The 25,973-nt window shown below is 50.7% G+C and carries 21 protein-coding genes; 11 read left to right on the top strand and 10 right to left on the bottom strand.

All coding sequences use genetic code 11. The features are described 5' to 3' along the window. The first annotated feature begins 191 nt into the window (after positions 1 to 191). Positions 192 to 3,191 (top strand): glycosyl hydrolase 53 family protein, encoded by a 3,000-nt coding sequence (locus H581_RS36745; protein WP_051251438.1) that lies wholly within the window; start codon positions 192 to 194, stop codon positions 3,189 to 3,191. A gap of 327 nt (positions 3,192 to 3,518) precedes the next feature. On the opposite strand, the gene H581_RS0128660 is transcribed toward H581_RS36745, so the two are convergent. Then, a complete protein-coding gene (locus H581_RS0128660) occupies positions 3,519 to 3,773 on the bottom strand; it encodes a hypothetical protein (protein ID WP_029192266.1) in 255 nt (84 codons plus the stop codon). Positions 3,774 to 3,958: 185 nt separating this feature from the next. Here H581_RS0128660 and H581_RS0128655 point away from each other — a divergent pair, with 185 nt between their 5' ends. From H581_RS0128655 to H581_RS0128630, 6 genes are all read left to right on the top strand, one after another. After that, positions 3,959 to 4,738: a YheC/YheD family protein gene (locus H581_RS0128655; RefSeq protein ID WP_029192265.1), complete on the top strand. Its 780-nt coding sequence runs from the start codon at positions 3,959 to 3,961 to the stop codon at positions 4,736 to 4,738. Positions 4,739 to 5,041: 303 nt separating this feature from the next. Further along, on the top strand, positions 5,042 to 5,998 hold the full coding sequence (locus H581_RS0128650) for an ABC transporter permease (RefSeq protein WP_029192264.1): 957 nt from the start codon (positions 5,042 to 5,044) through the stop codon (positions 5,996 to 5,998). Positions 5,999 to 6,032: 34 nt separating this feature from the next. After that, a complete protein-coding gene (locus H581_RS0128645) occupies positions 6,033 to 6,929 on the top strand; it encodes a carbohydrate ABC transporter permease (RefSeq protein ID WP_029192263.1) in 897 nt (298 codons plus the stop codon). Between the two features lie 92 nt (positions 6,930 to 7,021). Then, a complete protein-coding gene (locus H581_RS0128640; RefSeq protein ID WP_029192262.1) occupies positions 7,022 to 8,686 on the top strand; it encodes an extracellular solute-binding protein in 1,665 nt (554 codons plus the stop codon). 229 nt (positions 8,687 to 8,915) lie between these two features. Continuing rightward, positions 8,916 to 10,457, top strand: a complete 1,542-nt coding sequence (locus H581_RS0128635; RefSeq protein WP_029192261.1) for a response regulator — start codon at positions 8,916 to 8,918, stop codon at positions 10,455 to 10,457. Beyond that, a complete protein-coding gene (locus H581_RS0128630) occupies positions 10,454 to 12,232 on the top strand; it encodes a sensor histidine kinase (protein ID WP_036720458.1) in 1,779 nt (592 codons plus the stop codon). The genes H581_RS0128635 and H581_RS0128630 overlap by 4 nt, the downstream gene beginning before the upstream one ends. 69 nt (positions 12,233 to 12,301) lie before the next feature. Here H581_RS0128630 and H581_RS35670 read toward each other — a convergent pair whose 3' ends face one another. Further along, entirely contained in the window at positions 12,302 to 12,787 is a 486-nt protein-coding gene (locus H581_RS35670; protein WP_156889710.1) for a hypothetical protein, read from the bottom strand. A 131-nt stretch (positions 12,788 to 12,918) separates the two neighbouring features. Here H581_RS35670 and H581_RS35665 point away from each other — a divergent pair, with 131 nt between their 5' ends. After that, entirely contained in the window at positions 12,919 to 13,668 is a 750-nt protein-coding gene (locus H581_RS35665; RefSeq protein WP_036720456.1) for an MBL fold metallo-hydrolase, read from the top strand. Then, positions 13,658 to 14,221 carry a TetR/AcrR family transcriptional regulator gene (locus tag H581_RS0128615; protein ID WP_029192259.1) on the top strand — a complete coding sequence of 188 codons (564 nt, stop codon included), beginning with the start codon at positions 13,658 to 13,660 and terminating at the stop codon, positions 14,219 to 14,221. The genes H581_RS35665 and H581_RS0128615 overlap by 11 nt, the downstream gene beginning before the upstream one ends. A 75-nt stretch (positions 14,222 to 14,296) precedes the next feature. Here the strand turns inward: H581_RS0128615 and H581_RS0128610 are convergent, their stop codons facing one another. Beyond that, complete coding sequence (locus tag H581_RS0128610) at positions 14,297 to 15,190, bottom strand: ROK family protein (RefSeq protein ID WP_029192258.1); 894 nt, start codon at positions 15,188 to 15,190, stop codon at positions 14,297 to 14,299. Between the two features lie 247 nt (positions 15,191 to 15,437). Here H581_RS0128610 and H581_RS0128605 point away from each other — a divergent pair, with 247 nt between their 5' ends. Further along, a complete protein-coding gene (locus H581_RS0128605) occupies positions 15,438 to 16,682 on the top strand; it encodes an MFS transporter (protein ID WP_029192257.1) in 1,245 nt (414 codons plus the stop codon). 98 nt (positions 16,683 to 16,780) lie between these two features. Here H581_RS0128605 and H581_RS0128600 read toward each other — a convergent pair whose 3' ends face one another. From H581_RS0128600 to H581_RS0128580, 5 genes are all read right to left on the bottom strand, one after another. Beyond that, on the bottom strand, positions 16,781 to 18,202 hold the full coding sequence (locus H581_RS0128600; RefSeq protein ID WP_029192256.1) for an immunoglobulin-like domain-containing protein: 1,422 nt from the start codon (positions 18,200 to 18,202) through the stop codon (positions 16,781 to 16,783). 272 nt (positions 18,203 to 18,474) lie between these two features. Next, a complete protein-coding gene (locus tag H581_RS0128595) occupies positions 18,475 to 19,557 on the bottom strand; it encodes a GerAB/ArcD/ProY family transporter (protein WP_029192255.1) in 1,083 nt (360 codons plus the stop codon). Positions 19,558 to 19,572: 15 nt separating this feature from the next. Next, a complete protein-coding gene (locus H581_RS35660; protein WP_051251437.1) occupies positions 19,573 to 20,787 on the bottom strand; it encodes a Ger(x)C family spore germination protein in 1,215 nt (404 codons plus the stop codon). After that, on the bottom strand, positions 20,787 to 22,331 hold the full coding sequence (locus H581_RS0128585) for a spore germination protein (protein ID WP_029192254.1): 1,545 nt from the start codon (positions 22,329 to 22,331) through the stop codon (positions 20,787 to 20,789). The genes H581_RS35660 and H581_RS0128585 overlap by 1 nt, the downstream gene beginning before the upstream one ends. Positions 22,332 to 22,792: 461 nt before the next feature. Further along, complete coding sequence (locus tag H581_RS0128580) at positions 22,793 to 23,692, bottom strand: ArsR/SmtB family transcription factor (RefSeq protein WP_029192253.1); 900 nt, start codon at positions 23,690 to 23,692, stop codon at positions 22,793 to 22,795. A 113-nt stretch (positions 23,693 to 23,805) separates the two neighbouring features. On the opposite strand from H581_RS0128580, the gene H581_RS0128575 reads away from it, so the two are divergent. Then, on the top strand, positions 23,806 to 24,186 hold the full coding sequence (locus tag H581_RS0128575; protein WP_245600187.1) for a sugar-binding domain-containing protein: 381 nt from the start codon (positions 23,806 to 23,808) through the stop codon (positions 24,184 to 24,186). 481 nt (positions 24,187 to 24,667) lie between these two features. Here H581_RS0128575 and H581_RS0128565 read toward each other — a convergent pair whose 3' ends face one another. Further along, positions 24,668 to 24,895 (bottom strand): hypothetical protein, encoded by a 228-nt coding sequence (locus H581_RS0128565; RefSeq protein ID WP_029192251.1) that lies wholly within the window; start codon positions 24,893 to 24,895, stop codon positions 24,668 to 24,670. Between the two features lie 113 nt (positions 24,896 to 25,008). After that, positions 25,009 to 25,917 carry an AraC family transcriptional regulator gene (locus H581_RS0128560; RefSeq protein WP_029192250.1) on the bottom strand — a complete coding sequence of 303 codons (909 nt, stop codon included), beginning with the start codon at positions 25,915 to 25,917 and terminating at the stop codon, positions 25,009 to 25,011. Positions 25,918 to 25,973: the final 56 nt, after the last annotated feature.

Here is a 25,973-nt window from a genome sequence, read left to right as displayed (position 1 = left end):
TCGCTGCGAAGCGGCGTCTTCAGCTCGTTATTCCTTAACCATTATGGTTAATCGTAGAAATGGTATTAGATTTAGTTGCTTATCTCGATGTCGGGACATGAGGTTTGTCTACTACAATAGGATCAATACCCGTAAAGCTTGGCTCAAGAAGCCGAGCTTTGCTTCATAACGAAACGAGGAGGAGTTAACGAATGAAAGCATGGACATGTAAAGCTTTAGCCTTCTTTTTGTCATTTGTGTTAGCGCTTACAACGATGCTGGCTGCCGGCGCAAGCGGGCAGGCATCGGCGGCGAAGCTGTCCGACCCGGACGAGTTCATTAAAGGGGTGGATATTTCGACTCTGCAGGCGATTGAAGCCGAAGGGAGCAAGAAATACTACGTCGACGGGCAGGAGAAGGACCTTCTTGCGATCCTGAAGGAGCATGGCGTCAATTATGTCCGCTTGCGCTTATGGAATAACCCGGTAAAGGCGGACGGCTTCAACGACAAGGAAGATTTGATTGCGATGGCGGTTCGGGTGAAAGCCGCAGGCATGAAGCTGCTCGTCGATTTTCACTATTCCGACTTCTGGGCGGATCCCGGCAAGCAGGTGAAGCCCGCAGCTTGGCAGGCGCTGGACTTTGCCGATTTGAAAACGGCGGTATTCGGCTACACGGAAGAAGTGATGAACGGCTTGAAAGCGGTTAACGCTTATCCGGACATGGTGCAGATCGGGAATGAGATTAACAGCGGCATTCTGCTGCCTGAAGGCTCAATCGGCAACTTCGACCAATTGGCGCAGCTGCTGAAGGAGGGCGTGAAGGCGGTTCGAGATACGACGCCGGAGGATCATAAGACGAAAATTATGCTCCACCTGGCGGAGGGCGGCGATAATGAGAAGTTCCGCAGCTTCTTCGATCAGGTCAAGGAGGAGGAGATCGATTACGATGTGATCGGAATGTCCTACTACCCTTACTGGCATGGAACGTTTCAGCAACTGAAGACGAATATGAACGACATGGCAGCACGCTATGACAAGCAAATCGTCGTCGCCGAGACGGCTTATCCTTACACCTTGGAAAATGATGACGAGCTTGGCAACATCGCCGGCGAAGACCAAATCAAGATCGCAGGGTTTCCGGCTTCGGCTGCCAATCAGAAGCTGGTGACGGAGACGGTCTTCAACACGATCGCGCATGTCGACGGCGGATTGGGCCTCGGCGCGTTCTACTGGGAGCCGGCATGGCTTGCCAGCGTCGGCTGGACATCAGGTGAAGGAAACGGCTGGGAAAATCAGGCGATGTTTGATTTCGACGGCAATGCGCTTGAATCATTGGACGCCTTTCAATACGTGCCGGGCAGCATTCCGGATGTATCTCCGATTCTGGTATACGCCTCGCCGGATATAACGATTGCCTTGGGCGAGACGGCTGTGCTGCCGGCCCGGACGAATGTGCTCTACAATGAAGGCACGATTGAGCCTGCCGAGGTCGCGTGGGATCCGGTTTCCGAGGATCAGCTGAATACGCCGGGCAGCTTCACCGTTAGCGGTACCGTTGCCGGGATCAGCCAGAAGGCGGCCGTGAAGATTACGGTATTGGACAAACCGAATCTTGTCCGGAATCCGGGCTTTGAGAGCGAAAGCTTGACGAATTGGACGATTTCGGGCGCCGCTGCAGGAAAAGTTGATGCGAGTGCCGCTAACGCCCATTCCGGCGGACATGTTTTCAACTATTGGAATGGTTCAGCGTATGCCTATAAGCTTACACAGACGATTACGGGTCTTCCAAACGGAACCTATGAGCTGAAGGCCTGGGCATCCGGCGGCGGCGGCGAAGCGCGGCTGCAGTTGTTCGCCGAAGATTTTGGCGGAGACAGGCTTAGCGCCGATGCTGTGAATACAGGGTGGAATGCGTGGAAGCAGTATACGGTAAGCGGCATCAAGGTTACCAACGGACAAGTGACGGTCGGGTTCGACGTTGAGGCGCCTGGCGATGTGTGGGGGAATTTTGACGATTTCGAGCTTGTACTCGTTGAAGAGGAGCCTTCGATAGAGGAACCGCCGGTTCATAATCCGCCGGCTTCAACGCCGGGCAATACGCCCAGCCCGGATAAAGTGACCGTGTCGACCGGTCAATTGACTCGAAACGGGGACGGGACAAGAACGGTTAAGCTGCCTGCCGGGACAACGGAAGTGAGTCTGCCTGCCGGGCTATATGAATTGTTGAAGCAAGCGCCGGTGATATTCAGTACGGATAAGCTGTCGGTCGAAATCCCGTCCGAGCTGTTTCAAGAGCTGGAGGGCATGCTGCCTGACGCCGGCAACAGCACGATCACGTTGAAGATTCAGCCGGTGACGTCATCCGAGGTGGAGCAGCTTCTTGCGAAGAGCGCAGCCGATGAAGGGCATACGCATATTAAATTGACGGGTCAGGCCTATGGATTTCATTTGTCCATTAAGGATGCAGCGGGTAAAGAAACGCCGTTATCGCAATTCAACAAGCCCGTTACCATCCGGCTGCAAACCAGCTCCGCCGAACATTCGCGGCATGCAGGCATCTATTATATCGCGGTAGACGGCAGTCTCGATTATGTCGGCGGAGAATGGGCGAACGGCGAGCTAATAGCCCGAATCGATCACTTCAGCACGTATGCGGCGCTGGAGCTGACGAAGAAGTATGAGGATGTTGCCGAAGGGCATTGGGCTTATGCCGTTATTGCCGAGCTCGCGGCCAAGCAAATCGTGCAAGGGGCATCGGCTGCAGCCTTCGAGCCTGAACGCTCGATTAGCCGGGCAGAGTTTGCCGCGCTGCTTGCAAGAGCGCTGAAGCTGGAAGGCAAGGCGGAGCATCCGTTTGGCGATGTGGCCGAGGATGCCTGGTATGCCGGTGCGGTATCCGCCGCGTATGAGGCGGGTATCACGAAAGGGCGCAGCGGGTCGAGCTTTGCTCCGGACGCCTTGATCACGCGCCAGGAAATGGCGGTTATGCTGATGAACGCCTACGCGTTGAAGACAGGAACGGCGCCAACCTCCGTAGAGGCTGTGCCGTTCGCGGATTCCGCTCTCATCGCGGAATGGGCGGCAGCGCCAATCAGCTCCGCCTTCGATGCGGGATTAATAAAAGGCCGCAAGGACAATTTGTTTGTCCCGGCGGCATTCACGACACGGGCTGAAGCAGCCCAAGCTATTTATCGTTTGCTTTATTTATAATGAAGCTGTACAACGAATCGTTACTATCTGATCTGATATCGCTGCGATGAGCAAATCATTCTTACGATCGCTGTTGCAGCTATACGGTTTAAATTGTTAACCTTGTTAAGGTAACCATTCGGTCTGCAAACCAAACTGTAACGGACATGAGAGACACTAATTCAATGAAAACCACGGATATCGAAATCTAACGGACGTGAGGGACGTTATTTCCAATAAATCAAAGGGAATATGGCAAAAATCGGCCCCATAAGGCTTCTCATGTCCGTTAGCTTTTTTCAAATGCTTTATTTTGGGAGGATAACGCCTCTGACGTCCGTTAAACCGTTAGCCCCGAGACTTCGGAGCAAAATCAGGGACTCTCCTTTGATAAGGAGGGTCCTTTACTGTTCCGGGTGTGACTAAAGCCCCCACATCCATCATCCGGTCGAGCATATAGGCGGCGGACAGAAACAGGAAAAGATTCGGATAATCATCCCGGTTTAAGGCGGCGAACGGAATAAAGACGACGGTGAAATAGGCCAGAGACAGCAGAACAAACAAATATGGCATATTTTTTTGTCTATGAGCCTTCATAAGCATGTACAGTATGGCCTGCGCTTCCAAGCAGATACAATTTGATCAAATCCGTCCGAACCGGATCACTAGTCCAATCCGCCGGAGAGCTTTTACCGTAAAATATCAATATACTTTCGTGGAGGTGTTTTTTTGATAGATTCAAAAATCCGCAAGGCAATCGATTGGATAAAGGCCGGTGATGGGAGGCCTTGTTCAAGAAGCGATATGCAAGCCGCAAAATAAGAGGCAAGCTGAAGGTATGCAGGTACTTATCTGCAAATAAGAGGCTGAAACGTCATGTGCCGTATACCGCCTCGTTCAGCAGAGCGAACCTGGAGCGGATGATCAAGCGTTACGGGATGCTATATGTGAAGCCGGATGTCGGTTCGAGGGGGATTGGCGTTTATAAGCTGAGGCGGACAAAAGCGGGCTATGATCTGTATGAGATCGTCCGAAAAAAGCAGCTGCGCCGCCGTTTCCGTTCGCTCACCTCCGTCTATAACCGCCTTAGAAAGGCGAAAACAGGCCGGCTTATTATTCAGAGAGGGATATCATTAGACAAGGTGAACGGCCGGTCCTATGATATAAGGGCGATGGTTCAGCGGAAGCCGCGAGGCTCATGGGTATGCACGGGTTTAATCGTCAAGGCGGGGGCGCGCGGCAGAATTGTAACCAACTATTATCAAGGCGGCACCGTTTATGCGATGGAGAAGCTGGGCAGACTGCGGCGATGGTCTCCTTCCCGGACAAAGGGCAGGGTCCGGAAGCTGACGCAGACCGCGCTGCGCATTTCGAGGGCACTGAGCGGCAGGCAATCGGGCATGCATGAAATGGGCATCGATTTCGCCTTTGACCGGCGGCAGCGGCTGTGGGTACTGGAGGTGAACTCGAATCATCCTCAGTTTCATCCGCTCAAGCGGCTTAACCGCCGGGCCTATGACAAAATGATGCGTTTTGCCGCCAGCTATGGCAGACACAACGCGAAATAAGCCGGGAAAGTGCAGATCAAGGGATTCTTGATCTGCTTTTTTTTGCTGCAATTTCAACGAAAGGGATCGCCGCCAAAGGCCGGATTCACGGTTCGTCCAAATTCTAAGAAATGATAAGTTTTACACTTATATGCGCTTAGAATTCTCCTCGAAACGGTTTGCGTCCTCTGACAAGGACGCGACAGGCGTTTCTGCTTGCGTAATGATTGAAAAGTATCATTTTTAGTTGATCAGCTAACTATTCGTGAGAGAGTCATAGCGATAGAATACAAGAAAGAACAACAAGAGCAAGGGGGATTGAGAGTGGCGCAGCTTTCCGTTAATACTGAGCTGATGTTAAAACCGAAAAAAAGGAATGTGTTTATACGATTCGTGAAGCAGCTGGACATTCAGTTAATGGTTCTGCCCGCGTTGCTTTTAATTATCGTATTCAGTTACATTCCGATGTACGGCGTGCTTATGGCGTTTCAGGATTACAGCATTTTCAAAGGCTTTACGGCGAGCCCGTGGGTGGGACTTAAGCACTTTGAGATGTTTTTTAACTCCCCTGAGTTTTATGAGGTCATGCGCAATACGATCGTGATCAGTCTATTGAAATTTTTCATAGGCTTCCCGGCGCCGATTCTGCTCGCGTTAATGCTGAACGAAGTCAAGAACATGATGTTCAAACGAATCGTGCAGACGGTCAGCTACCTGCCGCATTTCATGTCATGGGTTATCGTGGCCGGCCTGATCATGTCGATGCTTTCGACCGATAATGGCAGCGTAAACATTTTACTGGAGAAAATGAACTTTATAGATGAACCGATTAATTTTCTCTCGCTCCCGGAATTGTTCTGGTCCATCCTGGTTTCGACCGGCGTATGGAAGGAAATCGGCTTTGGCTCCATCGTTTACTTGGCGGCGATCGCAAGCATCGATCCAAGCATGTATGAAGCAGCATCGATGGACGGAGCAAGCAAATTCAAACAAATTTTCTTGATCACCCTGCCGTCGATCATGCCGGTCGTTCTCATCTTTATGATTCTGGCCATCGGCAATTTGCTTAACGCAGGCTTTGAAGATATTCTCCTTCTGGCCGTCAATCCGGTGCTCCGGGACGTGTCCGACGTCATCGATACCTATGTGTACCGGGTCGGCATTCAGAGCTCCAGATATTCATACGCCACTGCGGTAGGGCTTTTCAAGGCGGTCATTAGCGTCGGGCTGTTAACGATGGCGAATTACCTGGCCCGCAGAGCAGGCAGCAGCTTATGGTAAACGACACAATTAGCCAGGAAAGGCGGATGATGCAGTGATTCGGCTCAGCTATGGAGATCGCGTGATGATGGTCACGATCTATACGTTGCTCCTATTATTGGCTTTCATGACCTTTTATCCCTTCTGGAATGCGCTTGTCATTTCATTCAACAGCGGGATCGACACATCGATGGGAGGGGTAACCTTCTGGCCGCGCGACTGGACATTAGAAAACTACGGCATCGTATTTAAGGATGACCGTCTTGTCGGCGCGTTCCTCGTCTCGATCGGAAGGACGGTTGCCGGTACGGTCGCCTCGATATTCGTAACGGCGATTCTCGCCTACGGCATATCGAAGAACGAGCTGATCGGCCGCAAGTTTTATATGATTTTGTGCATTATCACGATGTATTTCAGCGGCGGACTCATCCCAACCTTCTTATTGATCCGTGAACTGCATCTGATGAATACGTTCTGGGTATTTATTATTCCGTCGCTCGTCAGCGTCTGGAACATGATTATATTCCGGACGTTCTTCAAAGGCTTGCCGGCAGGTCTCGAGGAATCGGCGAAGATAGACGGAAGCGGCAACTGGGGCATTTTCTTCCGCATCGTCATTCCGCTGTCGGGTCCGGTTATCGCTACTTTATCGCTATTTACGGCCGTTTTTCATTGGAATGACTGGTTTGGTCCGAGTATCTATATTACGAATGAAAAGCTGCTTCCTATCCAGACGATGCTGAAGCAAATCTTGAATTCGAACATCGTGTCCGACCAGATGTCGCAGCTGGATTCGGCGGCGCAAGGCCAGATGGCCAAGATGAGAACGGTCACCAGCAAGTCGCTCTCTATGGCGACGATGATGGTTGCGACGATTCCGATCATTATGGTATACCCGTTCGTGCAGAAGTATTTTGTCAAAGGCGTTCTTGTCGGTTCCTTGAAAGAGTAGATGGCGGTATAGGAAATGAGGTTTAGAGCGAAAGCTTTGAACATACAAGCTTGTCAGATTTGAAAAACAGCTTGAAAGGGGATTGTAAACAGATGAAAGCAAAGAGCAAATTGCTAGTCCCAATCTTATCCGCATTTATAGCTGTTTCATTAATGGCTGGATGCAGCGGCAACGGAGGAAATTCCGGAAACGGGGAAACGGCCGCCGGCAATAACGTCGAAGCAACGAACAGCGGCAGTAAGGATGCCGTGTTCGAGCTAGGCAAGGAGCAGTTGGAGTTCACCCTCTACGGCCACTATGACTGGTACACCATGCCTGAATGGGGCGGCGATATTACTAGCACGTGGATCAGAGATACGAAGAAAGTAAACGTCAAGCCGATTCATTCCGGCGGCGCGGCTCCCCAGAAGCTGAACACGATGATCGCTACGGGCGATCTGCCCGATGCCATCTGGCTGGAGCGGGTTGATGTAGAGAAGCTGCGCAGCGCGGACCTGCTTGTGCCGTTCGACGACTACCTCGATAAATATCCGAATTTGAAAAAATGGCTGGGCGAGGAAGGCATTAACATGCTTCGCTCGGAAGACGGCAAGCTGTACCAGTTCCCTAACTGGTACACGAAACAGCCGAACGGCAACGCCGGCTATGTCGTAAACAAAAAGATTTACGCCGAGCTTGGTTCGCCTAAGCTGGAAACGACGGACGATCTGTATAACTACTTGAAGCTTGTGAAAGAGAACTACCCGAACGTAATTCCGTATGAGCCGCATTTGGCCAAAGACGGACAAGGCCTTGACGTATTGTACTCCGCATTCAAAGAAAACGATCAGAAGTATCCGGGCATGCGCGCCGTTCCGAGCGGAGATAAGCTGACTTCGATCTTCCTTGATCCGGCATTCCGCGAGACCGCGCAGTACCAGGCGAAATTGTTCCGCGAGAAATTGATTACGCAGGACGCGATGACGCAGACGATGGACCAAATCACCGAGAAGGTGATGACCGGCCGCGTTGCGGTATTCGCGGCGGCCAGTCCGACGGAAATCGCGATGCAGGCTCATGCGGAACTGACGAAGAACGATCCGGAAGCGGGTTATTTCATGATCTGGCCGATTCACAAAGAAGGCATCGATAAAAACAAAGTATTCCCGGGCACGTACGGCATGCTGGGGTGGAACGTCACCGTTATTACGAAATCGGCTGAAAATCCGGAAGCGATCTTCGCTTTCTATGATTGGCTGACCGGTCCGGAAGGACAAAGCGCATTGATGTGGGGCCCTCCCGGCATTTACTGGGATGGCGTGGAAGCAGACGGCGAGACGCCGGTTTTCACGGAGAAATACACATCTGAAGCAAGCGAGCTTGCCAAGCTTCAAGCAACGACGACGAACCTGAACTGGGTCGGCAATACGGTATTCGTTGACCAGACGAAAGCCAAGTTTGAAGAGACATTGCCTGTAGAGCAGCAAAACTGGGCAACCCGTTACCAGCGCGAAATTACGTGGAAGACGCAATCGAACGCTACCGAATTCATCAACATCGATCCGCAGCCGGAAACCGAGGAAGGCATTATCCGCCAGCGTATTGAGGATCTGTACGTGGAAGTGAGAGCCAAAGCCTTGTTCGCGAAGAGCGATGAGGAAGTGCTGACAATCCTGGACCAAGCGGAGAAGGATGCCCAAGCCTCGGGCTACGACAAGCTCCTTGCCTTCAAGACGAAGAAATGGCAGGAAAATTTGGCAAAAATGAACGCGCAATAGACTATATCATTTTCATAAAAGGTCGGGTATGCTAATGATCTTAGCGTACCCGGATTTTTTCGTTTTTAGAGGGGAAGAGGGTAACCATTTGGACTGCAAAAAGCGACACTTCGTTTCTCCGGAACGATTGGCTCTCCCCGCTCCTCGCTTTTGTATCTTTAGCCCAACTTATATAGGTTGACGGGTAGTAGGGTAGTCGCGCAATTCTCGTAAATGGAGCTGAGATGACATGTACAAAGTGCTGCTCGCAGATGACGAGAAGCTGGATCTGGACGGCATGCGCACCTTCATTCCTTGGGCTGACCTCGGCATGGAGGTCGTGGACGGCGTCATGAACGGTTTCGATGCGTTGAAGGTGCTGGAAACCGAGAAAATAGATATTCTTGTAACGGATGTGCGGATGCCGCATATGTCGGGGCTGGAGCTGGCGAAGCGCGCTCTTGAGAAGCGGAAGGATATGAAGATCATATTCATCAGCGGCTATCAGGATTTCAGCTACGCCAAGCAGGCGCTCTCGTTAAATGCGGTCAATTACGTATTGAAGCCGATGGATGATCAGGAGCTGATCGATACGTTGACCAAGGTGCGTCAGGACCTGGATCAGGAGCAGGTTAGGCAGGATGTATTCGGTCAGATGGTTCCGATCGTTAAGAATGAATATATGCTTCAACTCCTTGAAGGACTGGGTACCGGCAAGACGATGGAAACATTGAACAAGGAGTATGGGATGAACCGATTCCGCTATCCGGGCTTCGTCGCCGTTCTCGAAGTCGATGATAGGACATGGAATCCGGAGGAAGAAAGGCATCGGAATCGGGATGAGCTAGAGCGGGTGGTTAACGTCTGCGGAGAACTGGGCGCGAAGCATCTTTGTAAAATAAGCAAAGCGCAGCTGGCGGTTATTCTGGAGCTCGAAGAAGGACGTTCTTTGCTGGAGCAACTTGTACGAAGGATCAATGCCGAGAGCGGATTTACCATAACCGGCGGCGTTGGGGAGCCAAGCGATACGCTCGCGGGGATGGCGGATTCCTACCGGAAAGCGCTGGAGGCGCTTGATTTGAAAATGTTCCACGGCAAAGGAAAAATCATCGATTACGGGGAAGCGAGGCCAGCGGAGAAGGAAGATGTCAAAAACCTGGACGCGAAGCTCGAAGCGCTGTTTGCCGCGATGTCGAACTATGAGCTGGTCCGCATCCATGATGAGCTGGACGATCTGTTCCAGGTGGCCAAAAGCCTGAAATCGAAATTTACGCTTCGGAATTACGCGCTGAATATTTTAATGAAGCTTGACCATTATTTGCAGCGGACGAATGAGAACGTATTCCAATTGCTAGGAATGGATCTTGGAAAATACGATGTTATTATGCAGTTCGAAACGATCGGCGATATCCATCAATGGCTGAGACGCCGCGTATATGAAATATCCGAGACGCTGCAAGCAAATAGACACAAAAAAAACTGGAAGCTTATCAAGCAATTAATTGAATATATGAAGGAACGCACGCATGAGAGCATAACGCTGCGCGATTTGGCCGAGCAGTTCTCGTTATCACCGAACTATCTTGGGCACATCTTCAAAGAAGAAACCGGCAAAAATTTCAGCGACTACTTCATTCAAATGAGGATGGAGCGTTCATGCGAGCTGCTTAAAACGACGAATTTGAAAATATACGAGATCGCCGATCAGGTCGGTTACCGCCACTTGCCCTATTTCAGCAGACAATTCAAAGAAACCTACGGCATGACGCCATTGGAGTATAGACGATCATGACAACGAAGAGAACGGCCGGCAACAACGAGCACCGCTACATTCCGTTCGGCATCAAGCTGATGATTACCTACAGTCTATTTATTATTATTCCGGTGCTGCTTGTCGGCTACACCGCGAATATCATTTTTACCGACTCGATTCAAGAGCGGACACGCGAAATCAATCAAGGCACGCTGGAGCAAATGAAGGATAATATCGGTTATAAGCTGAAGGATATGTCCCGTATTTCCGGCATGCTTTATTTTGATAACAACCTCGCCTCTTATCTGCGTCATTATGAGGAGGGCTGGGTCAGCTATGAAGCGACGACGAAGCAGCTGATCCCGAAAATACAAACGACCATCGAAGCGGCTAACAACAAAATGCGGCTTGTCGTCTATTTGCATAACGAATCGCTGCCGGAGATTTATCATAATTACATGAACAATGATCCACTGAAGGCGGAGGGGCCGTTATTCGACTTATATCATATTACAAGGTTAAAGGATGCTTCCTGGTACAAGAACTACCCGAAGGAGCGGTACGGAACGACGCTGCAGTGGAAGCAGGTGGAGGGGGATGCGAAGTTCGGCCATATTTCCCTGCTGAGACGGCTGGTAGATACGAATAATCCGATCCTGCTTGAGGAAATCGGCTTCGTCCGGATCAGCGTGCGGCTGACGGATTTGCTGGAAAGCGTCGATTCCGAGAAAATCGGCAAGGGGACCAAAATCTTCGCAACGGATGAGAACCGCAATATTATGTTCTCCTCGGGAGAGACCGACTATAAGCTTGGCGAAGCGTTAAGCGAAGAGAAGCTCGACGGTCATTGGGTGATCGATGAAGAAATTCCGCAGCTGGGGTGGCATCTGGTTGCTCTTGTTCCGACCGATATGATGGAGCAGGCGACTAGGAAGGTAAGGCTGTGGACGTTCTTCATCAGCATAGCCTGCTGCATCGTCTTTGCGCTAGCGGGCTTGTTTATTTCCCGGTTTTATTCGCGGAAGGTTTCGAAGATCGTGCGCGTCTTGGATTCTTTCCAGGAGGGCGACTTTCAGAAAAGCATTCAGTTCAAAGGAAAGGACGAATTTACGCGCATATCCGTCGCTTTAAACGAAATGGGCCGGAATATCGATGAGTTAATTCATGAAGTTTACGAGACGAATATTAAGAAAAAAGAAGCCGAGCTCGAATCGCTGCAAGCGCAGATTAACCCGCATTTTCTGTATAATACGCTCTCGTCCATCAGCCGGTTGGCCAAGTTCGGGGAAGTGGACAAGCTGCAGCGCATGGTGCTCGATTTGGCGAAGTTTTACCGGCTGTCCCTGAATGAGGGGAGAACGGTCATTCCGATTAAAAACGAGCTGGAGCAGGTTGGCGCCTATATCAATATTCAGCGGACAAAGTTCGGAGAGGGCTTGCAGGTTCTGTTCGATATTGATCCGGATATTTTAAAATTTACGACGGTCAAGCTTATTCTGCAGCCGTTTGTCGAGAATGCGCTGGAGCATGCCTGGTATGGCGATCATATCAATATTCGCATCGTCGGCAAGCTGGAAGGCGAAATGGTCGCCTTCCGGGTCATCGACGACGGAATCGGTATTCATCCGGAAACCGTCCTCCAGCTGTTCGACCCTGCGGAGAGCCTTAACGTGGGTTACGGCATACGCAACGTGGACGGCCGGATCAAGCTTCATTACGGTGCGGAATACGGCGTCAGTATCGTGAGCAAGCGGGGAATCGGGACTTCGGTGAATGTCACGATTCCTGCGTATATACCCGCCTGTCCTGATTAGGACGAGGATCAGCTTACCGGGGTTCGCCGACAACCTATCCATTAATAGACAAAAGCAGGTTCCCGGTTGTCAGGAGCCTGCTTTTTCCTTGCACGGCTTCAGCGTATAGCTGAAGCTGATGAGGAAATCGACGCCAAGCACGATCATCCAGAGACGGAGCGTCTGGAACAAGGCTTCCGTTCGCGTCTCATCGCCAACCATAACCATCATGCCGTATAAAATAGCCGAGCCTATCGCCCAAGCGAGTAGATGGAGCAGCCAGCCCGATCTTTCGTAACGCGCATGCTCCCGGCCGTGCTTCGGCTTGCCGGCAGGGGCGGGGCCGCCTGCGAAGCGGAAGGCGAACCGCGCATCCGCCCACTTGATCATCCGATGGCCGAACGCGACGGAGACGCCGATATAGACGGCGGCTATGCTGTGGGCAGCGGTCGCTTCAGCGCCTCCGCGCAAATCGTATACCGTCGCGGCCGCCAAGGCGAGATCGATAAGCGGCGTGCAGATCAGCAGCGCAGCGCCGGGTTTCGGAAACCAGGGCGAATGGGAGCGTTGTTCCACCCCGCAGCAAAAAAGATTATATAAAGGGCTTGAAAAACTAATGGTATTAGTTTATAGTGAAACTAACGATATTAGTTAAAACGACAAATAAAATAGGTTACATTTTACACCTGCCAAGGAGGCCGATTAGAATGAGATTTGTTCGTGAGAAGACGGTAGTACAGCTGACTTATTTGCCAAAGGTATTTCCGGTTAATTGTTATTTGGTGGAGGAAAAGGACGATTTGACGCTGGTGGACGCCGCGCTGCCGAATAATGCCAAAGCGATCCTGCAAGCCGCGGAGCAAATCGGAAAACCGATCACGCGCATCGTATTGACCCATGCTCACGGCGATCATATCGGCGCTTTGGACAGCTTGAAGCAGCAGCATCCTTCGGTGCAGGTATTCATATCGGGCAGGGATGCCCGCCTGCTGAACGGAGACCGGTCGCTCGATGCCGGAGAGTCGGATTCGCCGATTCGCGGCGGCGTGCCGAAGGAGAATGCCATCCGGACGAAGCCGGATGTGCTGCTGCAAGACGGAGACCGGATCGGCTCCCTTCTGGCGGTAGCCGCTCCGGGGCATACGCCCGGCTCCATGGCCTTTCTCGATACGAGAAACGACAGCCTGATCGCCGGCGATGCGTTTCAAACCCGCGCCGGCATTGCGGTTTCCGGACAAACGAAGCTGCTGTTTCCATTTCCGGCGATGGCGACGTGGGATAAAGAGACGAGTCTGAAGACGGCGCTCAGGCTGAGAGATTTGAAACCGACGCTGCTTGCGGTCGGTCACGGCAACCTGATGCAGCAGCCGCTTCGGGCCATTGAACGGGCCATTGCCGCGGCAGAGCGGTCACTTCATTCTAAGATGAGGGAGGAGAATAATCGAAATGTCACCTAGAAAAGGACTGGATATGCCGACCATCGTGGAGGCGGCCGCACAAATCGCCGATGCTTCGGGCGTCGAGGAGGTGACGCTCGCATCGCTGGCGCAGAAGCTGGGCGTCCGCTCTCCTTCCTTATATAACCATGTGAACGGACTGGGCGGTCTGCGCGTTCAGCTCGCGATTTACGGGCTGAAGAAGCTGACGGCCGCCGTGACCGATTCCCTTCAGGATAAGACGGGCGATGATGCGATGCACGCGATTGCGGCCGCTTATATGGCATTCGCCAGAGCGCATCCGGGCTTGTACGAATTGACGCTTCGCTCGCCGGATGACGGGGATGCCGAGTACGCAGCCGCTTCAGCGTTGCTCGTCGATTTGCTTGTACAAACGTTAAGCTATTACGATCTGGACCGCGAGAAGTCGATTCACATCGTCAGGGGATTCCGCAGCTATCTGCACGGCTTCGCTTCCATCGAACAGAAGGGCGGCTTCGGCATGCCGATTGCGGTTGACGAGAGCATAAGGCTCGTCCTGCAGACGTATCTCATCGGGCTTCGCCATTCGTAAGGAACAGCCTGCCCTTACTATTGAAAAAGAGCAGCGTTCCCCAATGATGTTCAGGGAACGCTGCTCATGATTTCTTTATGAATACTCGACCTGCACTAAGGCGGCTGCGCCGATTAATCCCGCGTCCTGCTGCAATTGCGCGGGCACGATCGCTGTCTGGCGGCCGGCCGGATTAAGCGCGTTAGCGGCTACATATTGCTGCACGGATGTGAAGAGAGGTTCGCCAACCTGCGAAACGCCGCCTCCGATGACGATTTTGTCCGGATCGAGCACGTTGATGAGCGAGACGCAGCCCATTCCGATGTACTTGAATACCCGGTTGATCAGCTCGGTCATCTGCGGATCGCCCTGCGCCGCCAGCTCGAAGGCTTCCTTGGAGGAAACCTCGCGGCCGAGCAGCTCCGATGCCTGGCGGGTTACCGCCGTGCCGGAGGCGACCGTCTCCCACGGGGTTCCGGACGGGTCAACGACCATAAAGCCCGCGTCGCCGGCATTGCCGGTCGAGCCGGTAATGAGCTTGCCGTGCAAATAAATACCGGCGCCGATGCCGGTGCTGATCGTAATGAATATAAAATGCTCGGAATCCCGAGCGGCACCGATCCACTTCTCGGCGAGAGCCGCGGCTGTTGCGTCATTTTCCATTTTCACGGGCAATGGCATATGCGACCGCAGGGCGCTAACAACGGGGAAGTCCCACCAGCTCTTCAAATTAGGAGGACAGGTCAGCTTGCCGCCCCTGGTGTCGAGCGGCCCCGGCGCTCCGACGCCGATGCCTTTCAGCGCTTCGAGTGAAAGCCCGTTCTGTTCTGCGAGCTGCTTGACCGCGTCGGCGATTCTCTCCGTCATGACTTCCGGCGGCACCGACAGGTCGGTTTTTAACGAGCCCTTGGCCAGCACCGTTCCTTGCTCATCCACAAATCCGTAAGCGACCTTCGTGCCGCCGATGTCTATTCCTACTGCTATGCTCACGTAATACCCTCCGTTAATATGAAAATATGACTGTTATTCGCATGAGGAAAGTCTATCATACTCCCGCTTTGGAAGGAAGAAGCAGGCGTGAAGAGATCGCTAACTTTTTCCTGAAATCTATTGCTGTACAAATAAGAGGGAGTGTAGTATTATCCTATCAAATGAAGTGCCGGTCAGAGGATCCTTTGCTCTTTGCAGAGGGTCCTCTCCTCGTGTGCATTCCACCTAGAGAAGAAGGTATCCGCCCATGTTAGAGCCCGTTACGAAGTCAGCCCCACGTCTCGTAAAATTCGGAATGCCGATGACCGCAGATGTCTGGCGGAACGCCCGAATCGATCTTGGCGCATCCTGCTTGTTCAGCTTGTTTAACGTCGTTTTGAACCAGTTCTATATCGCGTTTGCGATTCAGCAAGGAGCCAGCAATTTTCAGGTCGGCATTCTGGCGGCGGCTCCCGCGGTCGGACTGTTGTTTTCGCCGTTCTGGGCAAGCTGGATTGAGAAAGCGGATAATCCGCGGCCATTCGTCATTATTCCGAACGCGGTCGGAAGGCTGCTTATGTTATTGCCGGCTTTGTTCGCATATCCTTCCGTATATGTGACAGCCGTCCTTGTATTTCAACTTTTAATGGGCATACAAGCCCCTGCCTACGCAGCGCTGGTATCGCGCATGTATCCGTCCGACCTTCGCGGGAGGCTGATGGGTTACGTCCGGGTAGCGATGGGCATCCTTATGATTCCGCTTGCTTATTTCGTAGGAAGCTGGTCGGAAGCATACGGCCCCTCCGGGCCTCTGATCGCAGCTTCAATAGCAGGTTTCTTGTCGATCGGGCTTTTTAACACGCTCAAGCTGCCGGAGCAAATCGTCCAGGCCAGGACGAATCCGATCAAAAAAGGAAGCCGTTTTCCGCTGCAGGAGCAGTGGAAGCTGATTAAGGAAAATCGGACGCTGGCTGTTTTTCTGGCCGCGACGACCTTCTCGGGTTTTGGCAACATGCTGGCAAGTCCCCTCTATCAAATCATTCAGGTCGACGTGCTGGAATTGTCCAACATTCAAATCGGATATGCCCGCGTCGCTTACTTCAGCGCACTGCTGCTTACCTTCTTGATCGCCGGCTGGATGATCGACCGGATCGATATTAAATACACGCTCGTATGCGGGATCGCCGCGTATGCCGTCGTTCCGATGCTGTACGGACTTTGGGGCTCATACCCTGCCGTCATCTTGGGCAATGCGATTCAGGGAGTCGGAGAAGCGATCTGGGATATCGGCATTCTGGCGTTCGTCTTCCGGCTTGCTCCGGGCCGCGAAGCGATGGTGTTCGGACTTCACCTCATGCTGTTCGGGATTCGGGGGACGCTGGGCCCGCTCATCAGCTCATCGCTATCGACAAGCGTTTCTTTGTCAATTCTGCTAATAATAGCTTCGATCTGCGGCTGGGTCGGCACCCTGCTGTTCGTCTCGGGCAATTGGAAGCGGAAGCAGCCGGAGTAGATTCAGGCAATTGCAAGCGGAGCCGCCGGGGTGCTGCTGTTCATTTGTCGTTCCTATTCCTGTTGGGAACACCGTCATTATCCTATTCGCTTGGTGCTTTATTGTGGAAGCTGCTTCACCGTGAGCGTGAATAGCTTTACATCTCCGACTCCATTGTGGCTGATGTATCCCATCATTGTCACCGTTACATCCCCTGTGCTTTGTGCCGGGCGGGTAACGACTGTTCCGTTATCGGAAATGACGGACGGATGAGTCGAATGCCAGACGATCGAGCTGCCGTAATAGCCTGAGGATGGAAGTCCGATCGGTTTCGTGACGGAAGCCGCGGAATCCTTATCTGCGAATGCGATATTCAGATCCGCTTTATCGGCAGCTACCTTCTCCACGCTGGTATATTCCTTTTTGACCGTGAGCACGAACGCTTTAAAGTCTGTTACCCCGTTACTGGAAATAACGGCGGTCAGCGTTACAGGCAAGTCGGTCGCCGTAACCGCGGGACGATGAATGGTCTTGCCGTCGGCAGAAAGGATATCCGGAGCGCTGGAGTGCCATATGATGACCGATCCGTTTGCCCCTGATGCCGGCAATTGATCCAATGGACGGGTAACGCGGCTAATCGTATCCGAACCGCCGAAATCAAGCTCCAGTGCCGCTTTGTCATTTGCGACCTTCTGTGCATCCGTTAGCTGTTGTTTAACCGTTAACTGGAACGTTTTCGTCGCTGAGGCAGTGTTGTTAACGACAACCGCCGTCATTAGGACGATCGCGTCACCGCTGCCGGAGACAGGCCGGTTTACCGTCTTTCCGTCGTTCGAAATAATCGTTGGGGCGCCGGAGTGCCAAGTGATCGCCGAACCGTTCGTGCCGCTGCCAGGCAGCGCTTTTAACGGCTGTGTCACCCGATCGGCCTTATCTGTGCCGTTGAATTGGATTTGCAGCGCAGCCAGATCGGCAGCTACCTTTTGCTCAGCCGTCATAGAGGCAGGGACTGCTTTGACGACTATCGTAAATGTCTTGCTGGCCGTTGCTTGGTTATAGCGAAGATTAGCCGTTATTACGACGGTTTCATCCGCGGTTAGCGGCCGGTTCACGGTCAGGCCATTATTGGAAATAATAGTCGGTTTATTAGAGCTCCAAGTAATGACGGAACCGTTAGTCCCTGTAACAGGCAGTCGGACAGCTCCCGTTACCCAATCGGCCCGGTTCCCGTCAATAAAGCCGATCTGCAGCGCTGTTTTGTCTCCGGCAACGCGTTGAACATCCGTCAAGGCTTGGTTTTCTTCATTTTCTTTTTTACATTTTTCCTTCGCTTTTTCAATATTAGCTGTTATCGCCGCTTTCGCTCGCTCATTCTTTACTTTGTCAAGCGCTTTCAACAGACCCGGAGGTATCGCTCCGCATACCTCTGCGCTCTTCCCGTTTCCTTCGGCTTTAAGCTTACCCGCGTTTCCTTGAGCCATTGCCGTACTGCTGAATAGAAACAAGGAACTAATCATGATTAGAGACAACCATTTCTTCATACAAACACTCCCTCATTTTTTTCATAATGGTAAATATTTCATACCCAGACGTTTCGGATGAATATGGGATTTTGTGGGGGTTTCCATTATGAAAAATATTTGGGGTGAATTTGTTTCGTTTCATGGCTTCATTCCGTCGCACTTCCCGATTCGAATTTGCGGTTTCACAACAAGCTATATAAGTTCGGCGGAACTTACCCGATCGGCGAAATGCGGAACGATTCGGATTCAGCGGCCTAAGATAGATCCATAGTGCGGAACAGTCGCTAAAGTTATTTGTTTGCTTGCCCTCTAATCAGCATAATAATAAACAGTACAGCTGGAATCATTCCTAACAGTATCGGATTCATCATGAAATTTACCCCTACAAGTTCCCCGAGCTCCAAGTGCGATTGCCAATTTGGCGGTATAAAGGCTGTGGAATAGACAATGACTCCAACAGGAAGGACAAACCTCCGGTAATCCGTATTGAATAACTGCGAAAGCCCGAGTACGGCGGCTAAATACCATAATGTCGATTTGATAAATATCCCGGCATAGAAAAGTAAAATGACAAGGGCGTCAAAACGTTCGAATATTTCGGCGATCTGAATCAGCTGGACGGATTGAAGCAGAGGAACGGTGCTGATGTCGGAGAATTGCGGTCCCAGAACGACAAGGTTAATGGTATTTGTGAGAAGGATAACGATTCCAGAAATAAAATAAGATAGAATCGACGTTTTAGACATCGCTTTCTTCTCGTTTAAATAGCTCCAGAACATAAGAAAAGTGAACATTTGTCCGAATGGAAACCAGACGGACCTGATACTTTCCAATAAAACAGGCTGGATTCCATTTTCTAAAATCGGAAGAAGCCGATCCAAATGCACAGTTCCCGAAATAAAGGACATGACAATCAAAATAAAGTAAAAAACAAGTACTCCCGTCACTATAAACTCGGCCACGCGAAAGAAGACTTCCAATCCCTTGTAGATCGCATAGACCGACAATGACATCAAAATCAGCATAATGAGGGAAATCGGAGAGCGGGGAAGAATGGTCATGAGGGTAAGATCCCCAAGATCCCGCACATTTCGAAACGATTCATAAGTGAAAAAAAGGACATATATAAATATGACGATCTTCCCCGCAATTGGACCGAAGTAGTGAACCAATAGCCGGCTCAAGTTTTTCTCCGGTTCCCTGCGTTGGATCGCCAAGAAGAGCAGCAGCAGCAGAAGACCCATTATCATGCTAACAATGACTACCAGCCATGCGTCTTGTTTGGCTTTTATCCCTAGTTCAAATAAAGGAGTGCTTCCGATTTGAAATAAGATGATCATCGCGCCCAATTGATATTTGCTTATCCGCTCCATAGGAAGCCTCCATTCTCATTCAGCTTTGCCGGATATCCCGGGAAAGGAGTCATTAATCATTCCAGTCCGCCGGATCGTCACCTTGACCGTAACGTTCATGCTGATCTTTGAAAACTCATTTTCCCAGTTGCTGCTCCATTTTTTCCAAGCCTGCGGATAGGCCTTGTGGAAAGCGTCACCAAAACCCAGCGCGTCCGCTTTCATCTTCTTCAAGGCTCGAAACGATTTTTCCACATCTTTTTTTATTTGCTCCTGAATATGTTTCTCCAATTTAATTAACGTTTCGGACTTTTTCAGATCCAGATTGCATGCCGTTTCATTCAAATTTCCTTTTGCATGAATAGCTACAGACATTAACAAATTGCCGTCCGAAATAGTCGGTTTCAATTTAGTGCGTGATTTTTCAACCGAAAAAGAAGACAGCTGCTCTTTGCGGTTTTCCCCTTCACAGAAAAAGACTACGGTCGTGCTTTTTAAGCGATTCGTTATCCAGGGTATGCCGAGACTTTCCTCCCGGCTTAACCAACCCGCAAATTTATCCTGCTTAAACACTCCGACTTTATCTAATTTCAAAACGGCAGGGCTTCGAGTTTCTTTGAGAGCGTCTAAAGAGCTTTGCTGCTTCCCTTCGCCTGCGATTTTGATTTCCGGCAAAGTGGCGCTCGCGGAAGGGTTCATCATTGCGGAAATTAATTCATGCACCTTGGACGGAGCAATGCTGGAATGACCTTCTCCCTGTTCGCCAATCAAATCGGCAATGGCGTTTCCGGGATTGGATTCTAAAGGAGTAAGAACCTCCAACACTTCCTTTGCGTCTCCGCTTGAAATGAGAACATTCGCAGTTTCCCTCTGCCCGTTATCTCTCAAGTAATAGTCTAATAATTGGCTGACACCATATTTAGCAACACGCTGACTGACAACAACGACGCTTGCATGAGAAAAAAAGAGACGGCGTGAGGTTTCCAGGTTACTCTTTTGAATCGCTTCCAATATGGTTTTTCCCCTCGAGGAAAAGACAGTAACCGGAGATTGGGAGCCGCCCCCGCCGTTTTTGCTCTGAGTTGATTGCGGTTTGATGATTTGAAAGGTTATTAGCCATTGATTGTTCTCGTCTAAATCGAGGGCCATTGCACTGACAATCCCCAATCTGTTCAATTCGGTTTGGCTCCCACAACCGCTAGCAAGCAATGAAAGGCTGATGATCATCAGCAGGATTAGCCCTCGTCTCATTATGATTTCTCCTCTTCTTTGCCGGAAGGGTCAGGGCGCAAATTGACGTTTTGGCGAACATTGTTTTTTTTGGAGAACAGGCGCGGCCTGGTAACCATCATCCACCAGGGTACCCTAATGACGGTATCTTTCAAATTTTTCGGTACAAAAGGCGAGACGGGTACCAAATAGGGAACGCCGAATGAACGAAGAGCCGTCATATGGATCAGAAGAAAGAAAAGCCCCGACATAATCCCGAACAAACCTAAGGTCGCGGCAAGTATCATTAATCCAAAACGAATCAAACGGGCGGCAATCGCGACATTAAACGCCGGAACGACGAAGCTGGAGATCGCGGTAAAGGCTACCACGATCACCATGGCTGCCGACACTAGCCCGGCTTCAACGGCCGCCTGCCCCAAAACAAGAGCTCCAACGATAGAAATCGCCGAACCGATTGCCCTGGGCATTCGGATTCCTGCTTCCCTTAATACCTCAAATGTGATTTCCATCATAAATGCTTCAAAGAATGCGGGAAAAGGAATCCCTTCCCTTTGCGCAGCAAGACTGACCAGAAGGGTGGAGGGTATCATTTCTTGATGAAAAGTCGTGATTGCAATATATAAGGAAGGCAGAAGCATGGATACCGTAAACGCGCAGTAGCGCAAAATACGCAGAAAGGAAGCGATATCGAATCGCTGATAATAATCTTCACTGGCTATGAAAAACTTGAAGAAGGTGACGGGAAGCACAAGAACAAACGGTGTGCCATCCACAAGTACGACGACCTGCCCTTCCAAGATGGAAGCCGCAACACTATCGGGACGTTCCGTGTTTATGATTGTTGGAAACGGGGTGAAGGTTTGATCCTGAATAAATTCTTCCAAATAGCCGCTCTCCAAAATACTGTCCGTTTCAATACGATCGAGCCTTTGAAGCACTTCCTTCACCACTGCGTCATCGGCTATCCCCTTTAGATACATAACACAAACGTCGGTTTGGGTTACGAGTCCGATTTTTCGGTCTATTTTCCATAGATTCGGGCTTTTGATCCTGCGCCGGAGCAACGCTACATTCGTGTTAATATTTTCGGTGAACCCGTCCTTGGGACCGCGAATAACGGATTGGGAAGAAGGCTCCTCTATGCCTCTCTGCTCCCATTTGGAAGTGCTTGCGGATATAGCCAGGTCCCAGCCCTCTGCGAGAATTACGGTATTTCCATTGTATAAAGCCGACATGAAGTCATCTATTTTGTTTACCGTATTCGTGGTGCCAACGGTTAGAAATATATCTTTAATGGCCGTAAAAGAATCGGCTAAAGTCCTTTGCTCAGCCATGTCTGCTTCCGTTTCGGATAGAATTGGCTTGAGTATATTATCGTTAATGACTGTGGTATCGGTCAGGCCGTTTATATAAACAATTGCCATAGACAAACCGTTTGCACCTTGAAATGTTCGAGTGATAAAATCCGAGCTGTTGCCCGTAAGCGATTTGATCCTATCCATATTTTTCCGAAGGCTGCTTGAAAGCCGTTCAGTATGCTCGGGTTGAGATATTTTGTTCATTGTTCTTTTCATACAGGTTCTCCCGGGATGTTGGTACAAGGATGAATTCGAGGGTAACTTTCCCTAAATTTTTCCCATTTATTCGGAATAAGGGGAAAGCCGCTATGGGGATATTGTGTTCCGGACATAACGGCCGGATTCCCGTTTAACGCCGAGCCCGTCAAAAATGAAATTCCGCAAAGAACTATATAAGTTGAACCAGAGAATTGCGCGACTCGGGTGGAGAGATATGGCTAACATTCCTCATGCTGCCTGGTGTACGGTAATTCATTTGTTCAACTTATATAGTTCGGGCGGAAGCGGAGAAAGAGAAGAGAGGCGCATGAGTTGATGCGCCTCTTTCGTTAAAATATAAGACTTTATAAGTCTAGCACTTAAAACTAGGCTTATATTTCACCGCGAAACGGTGGCGTCCTCGAGTGTTCATGACAGGGCCGAGCCTCTGGGGGGGGGGCGCGGTCTCAATAAGCGATATAAACGAGTATATCTTGGTCGTAATTGCCGAACTGCTTGCCGAACATGCTTAGTCCGCCGCTGTGCGCAGCCGTCTCCGGGGCGCTGATGCGAAACCGGATATCTTCGCCGTACCCGATCGCGAGATCCTGAATCGTTCGGTCAGACATCCGGATACCGTCGATGTAGGAGCCGTCCGCATCGACGGTTATTTGCTTCAGCAGGCCGTGCTGCGTGCCGAGTTCCCACCAGACCGGGGTATAAACGCCTTTCACGGCCCCGAAGTCTCCCGGGCAGGTCCATGTCCCAAGACAAATGTCGTTCACGTAGAAGGATAGATCCGACGGCCAATTCTCGTTATACTTCGGCGCTTCGGAGCAAATCTCCAGTGAAATGGAGATGCTGCGCGCGGTCTGCTTGCCCACGAGATAGTTCGGAATCCGGTACTCCATGTAGCCGCTGCCGAACCAGAGGTGGCAGGCCTTCACATGCTCGGGATCGGAAAAATAACGCGGATCGTCTACCATGCCGATAATCCTCGTATCGGAGGTTAAGCCGCATGTCGGCTTGACCTCATAGGCGGAGTATTGTCCGATCGGAATCGATACCGCGTACCGGTTCTGGTCTGTCTTTGCCTTCGCTTTAAACTGCAGCGTCGCCGATTCAAGCGTAAGATGGCAAATTTTCTGACGGCCTCTCGTGCTTGGCACGCTTTCGGTTGTCACGATTAACGCTTCCTCCAGCTTCTGGATATGCTTGGTGACGATAGCGGAAGAAATGCCGAGCGCTTCCGCAAGATCCTTAATGTTCATCGGCCTCTCATTAAGCAGCTCGATAATCTTTACTCTTGTATCCGATGCAAAGCATTCAAGAAATTTCAGATTGCTGCTGTTAACCTCGATATTCATACGCAACTCCTCATTCCGTTCTATTTTCATCCATTATATAACTCGAAAGTTAATTACACAACTTTAAAGTTGAATAATAGAGCGAGAAGTGGTCGACAGGACAATTGGATTTCTTGAAGCGGATTCAGGTCCTGTTCGCGTTCCAGAGCCATTTAAGCGGTATTCACGATCCGGACTTTCATGACATCGTTTGGTACAGCCGTAAAGTAAGAGTGCCGGATTCTTTTGCCGGGAAAAGAGTTTTGCTGCATTTTGGAGCGGTCGATTACGAGGCGGCGGTGTGGGTGAACGGACAGCAGGTCGCCTGTCACGAAGGCGGGCATACGCCGTTCTTTTCCGATATTACAGAGGCGCTTGTCGAAGGAGATATTACGCTTGTCGTTAAAGCCGTTGATTCAGCGAAGCTTATCCAATTACTTTGCGGGGTTCAAGGTAAGGTACTTCGACGCTTCGGAATAGAACCCGGGTTTGCGATTCGAAGAAGCAGAACTTAGGTTAAGGGATGAGCACTACGACAAATTTCAGTTGTGGCTAACGCTAACGAATCGTAGAAACAAATGAATTGCCGTACACTAGGCAGGATGAGGAATGATTTTAATCATTCTCACTCTAACGGTTGTCTGAACCCTTATTTGCTAAAAAAAGCACGTTTCAACATTGTAACGGCTGCTACAGACCTTATCCGAAGATTTTCAGCCCGAAAATGGGCTGAAATCGGGAAATAGCGTCTGTCAGCTCCGTTACATTTTTAAAATGGCCGATATTGCACAAATAACGTTTGTGGCGGCCGTTAAACGAATCAAATGGCATGTGTTAGCCATATCTCTCCACCCGAGTCGCGCAATTCTCTGGTTCAACTTATATAGTAAGAATTTAAAAGTTCAACCTGTTAGGAACCGCCAACCCTCCTATGTCCGTCATATACAGGGGCCAGCGCACGAAAAAACCGTCCGGCTTCCGGACGGTTCTTCGAAATTAATACAGCGAAATGGTCAGCGTGTCGCGCTCGAAATAAGAATGAAGCGTTGCTTCGCTTCCGACGATCTCAACGCTGATTAAAGACTTGATGCAAGTTTTAAGGGCGTTTTTGCCCGTTGTCAGCTTACGGTTGAGCACGGCGGTCAGCTTTTCGATCGCTTGTTTGTTCGTATCGGTTAAGTAAACCGGTATTAATTTATTTTGGAACATCATCGTAGTTTTCATGGAAAGGACCTCCATCCCGCGAAGGATTTTTTTATATTGTAACGCATAATTATTAAATAATTCTTAAAAGTTCGTGAGCATTTGGTTACAATGCTGTAACTTTTATGCCGATTTTAGCGGCGCTCGGCGAATTCCGCCTGCTTCTTGCGGAAATGCGAGGGTGTACATTTCATCGTTTTGCGAAATACTTTAACGAAGTAGCTCATGTGATCGAAGCCGACATCCAGGGCGACAGCCGAGATCGTTCGGTCTGAATGCAGAAGCAGCTCGGCCGCTTGCCTGATCCGGTACGCATTCAAATATTCGATTGGCGTTTGTCTGGTCATCTTCTTGAAGAATCGGCAAAATTGCCCCTCGCTCATCGGAATTTGGTCGGCGATTTCCGAGATGCGCACGGGACGGTGATAATGCTGCTGCATATAGACGATGGCGGTCTTCAGCCTGTCGATCTTCGTCGTGTCGGTCGCATTCGTCTCGCTGCGGTTGCAGCTTCGTCCATCAACCGAGATTTCATGGAGCATGAGGTAGAAGCGGCCTTTGACGGCTGCTTCATATCCAGGAAGCTGCTGTCCGCATGCGTCCATAATACCGCGCAAATGGCTAAGCAATTTCCGTTCCCAATCTGAATCCGGCTTAATGTGACGGGGGAAGGTTCGTTTCTTATCCTGCAAAGGCGAAATAACCCGCTCTTGAACAGCATCGTAGCTGGCGCTTGCCAGCAGATGCGTATCGAATACGATCGCGCAGAACGAGCAGGCGGAATCGCCCAATGCATGTCCCGCATGAATATCGCCGCCGTCAATGAAGACCGCTTCCCCTGTCTTAACGGGGAAATAGTCTGTATCGACCTGGAACAGAACCTCGCCTTCAAGCACGTAAAAAAACTCGGCCTCCGCATGCCAATGGCAGTCCAGGACGGGGGCGCCGGCCTCGCCGGGCTCCATCCAATAGACGGCCATAGGGAACGTATTATCGCCATGGAGACGGTCTTCCTTCAAGGAATGCCGGGTTGTCTGATCCATCTGTGCAAGCCTCCCTGAAGATATTTCGTTAGCTCGGCTTCATTTCAGCCGCATGG

The organism is Paenibacillus harenae DSM 16969 (assembly GCF_000422465.1).
Taxonomy (GTDB): domain Bacteria; phylum Bacillota; class Bacilli; order Paenibacillales; family Paenibacillaceae; genus Pristimantibacillus; species Pristimantibacillus harenae.
This window is presented reverse-complemented; position numbering and strand designations above follow the sequence as displayed.

What these genes read in the sequence shown, in the direction of transcription:
- H581_RS36745 (WP_051251438.1), top strand. Translation starts at nt 192, where the DNA reads ATGAAAGCATGGACATGTAAAGCTTTAGCCTTCTTTTTGTCATTTGTG.
- H581_RS0128660 (WP_029192266.1), bottom strand. Translation starts at nt 3,773, where the DNA reads ATGCTTATGAAGGCTCATAGACAAAAAAATATGCCATATTTGTTTGTT.
- H581_RS0128640 (WP_029192262.1), top strand. Translation starts at nt 7,022, where the DNA reads ATGAAAGCAAAGAGCAAATTGCTAGTCCCAATCTTATCCGCATTTATA.
- H581_RS0128635 (WP_029192261.1), top strand. Translation starts at nt 8,916, where the DNA reads ATGTACAAAGTGCTGCTCGCAGATGACGAGAAGCTGGATCTGGACGGC.
- H581_RS0128630 (WP_036720458.1), top strand. Translation starts at nt 10,454, where the DNA reads ATGACAACGAAGAGAACGGCCGGCAACAACGAGCACCGCTACATTCCG.
- H581_RS35665 (WP_036720456.1), top strand. Translation starts at nt 12,919, where the DNA reads ATGAGATTTGTTCGTGAGAAGACGGTAGTACAGCTGACTTATTTGCCA.
- H581_RS0128615 (WP_029192259.1), top strand. Translation starts at nt 13,658, where the DNA reads ATGTCACCTAGAAAAGGACTGGATATGCCGACCATCGTGGAGGCGGCC.
- H581_RS0128605 (WP_029192257.1), top strand. Translation starts at nt 15,438, where the DNA reads ATGTTAGAGCCCGTTACGAAGTCAGCCCCACGTCTCGTAAAATTCGGA.
- H581_RS0128600 (WP_029192256.1), bottom strand. Translation starts at nt 18,202, where the DNA reads ATGAAGAAATGGTTGTCTCTAATCATGATTAGTTCCTTGTTTCTATTC.
- H581_RS0128595 (WP_029192255.1), bottom strand. Translation starts at nt 19,557, where the DNA reads ATGGAGCGGATAAGCAAATATCAATTGGGCGCGATGATCATCTTATTT.
- H581_RS35660 (WP_051251437.1), bottom strand. Translation starts at nt 20,787, where the DNA reads ATGAGACGAGGGCTAATCCTGCTGATGATCATCAGCCTTTCATTGCTT.
- H581_RS0128585 (WP_029192254.1), bottom strand. Translation starts at nt 22,331, where the DNA reads ATGAACAAAATATCTCAACCCGAGCATACTGAACGGCTTTCAAGCAGC.
- H581_RS0128580 (WP_029192253.1), bottom strand. Translation starts at nt 23,692, where the DNA reads ATGAATATCGAGGTTAACAGCAGCAATCTGAAATTTCTTGAATGCTTT.
- H581_RS0128565 (WP_029192251.1), bottom strand. Translation starts at nt 24,895, where the DNA reads ATGAAAACTACGATGATGTTCCAAAATAAATTAATACCGGTTTACTTA.
- H581_RS0128560 (WP_029192250.1), bottom strand. Translation starts at nt 25,917, where the DNA reads ATGGATCAGACAACCCGGCATTCCTTGAAGGAAGACCGTCTCCATGGC.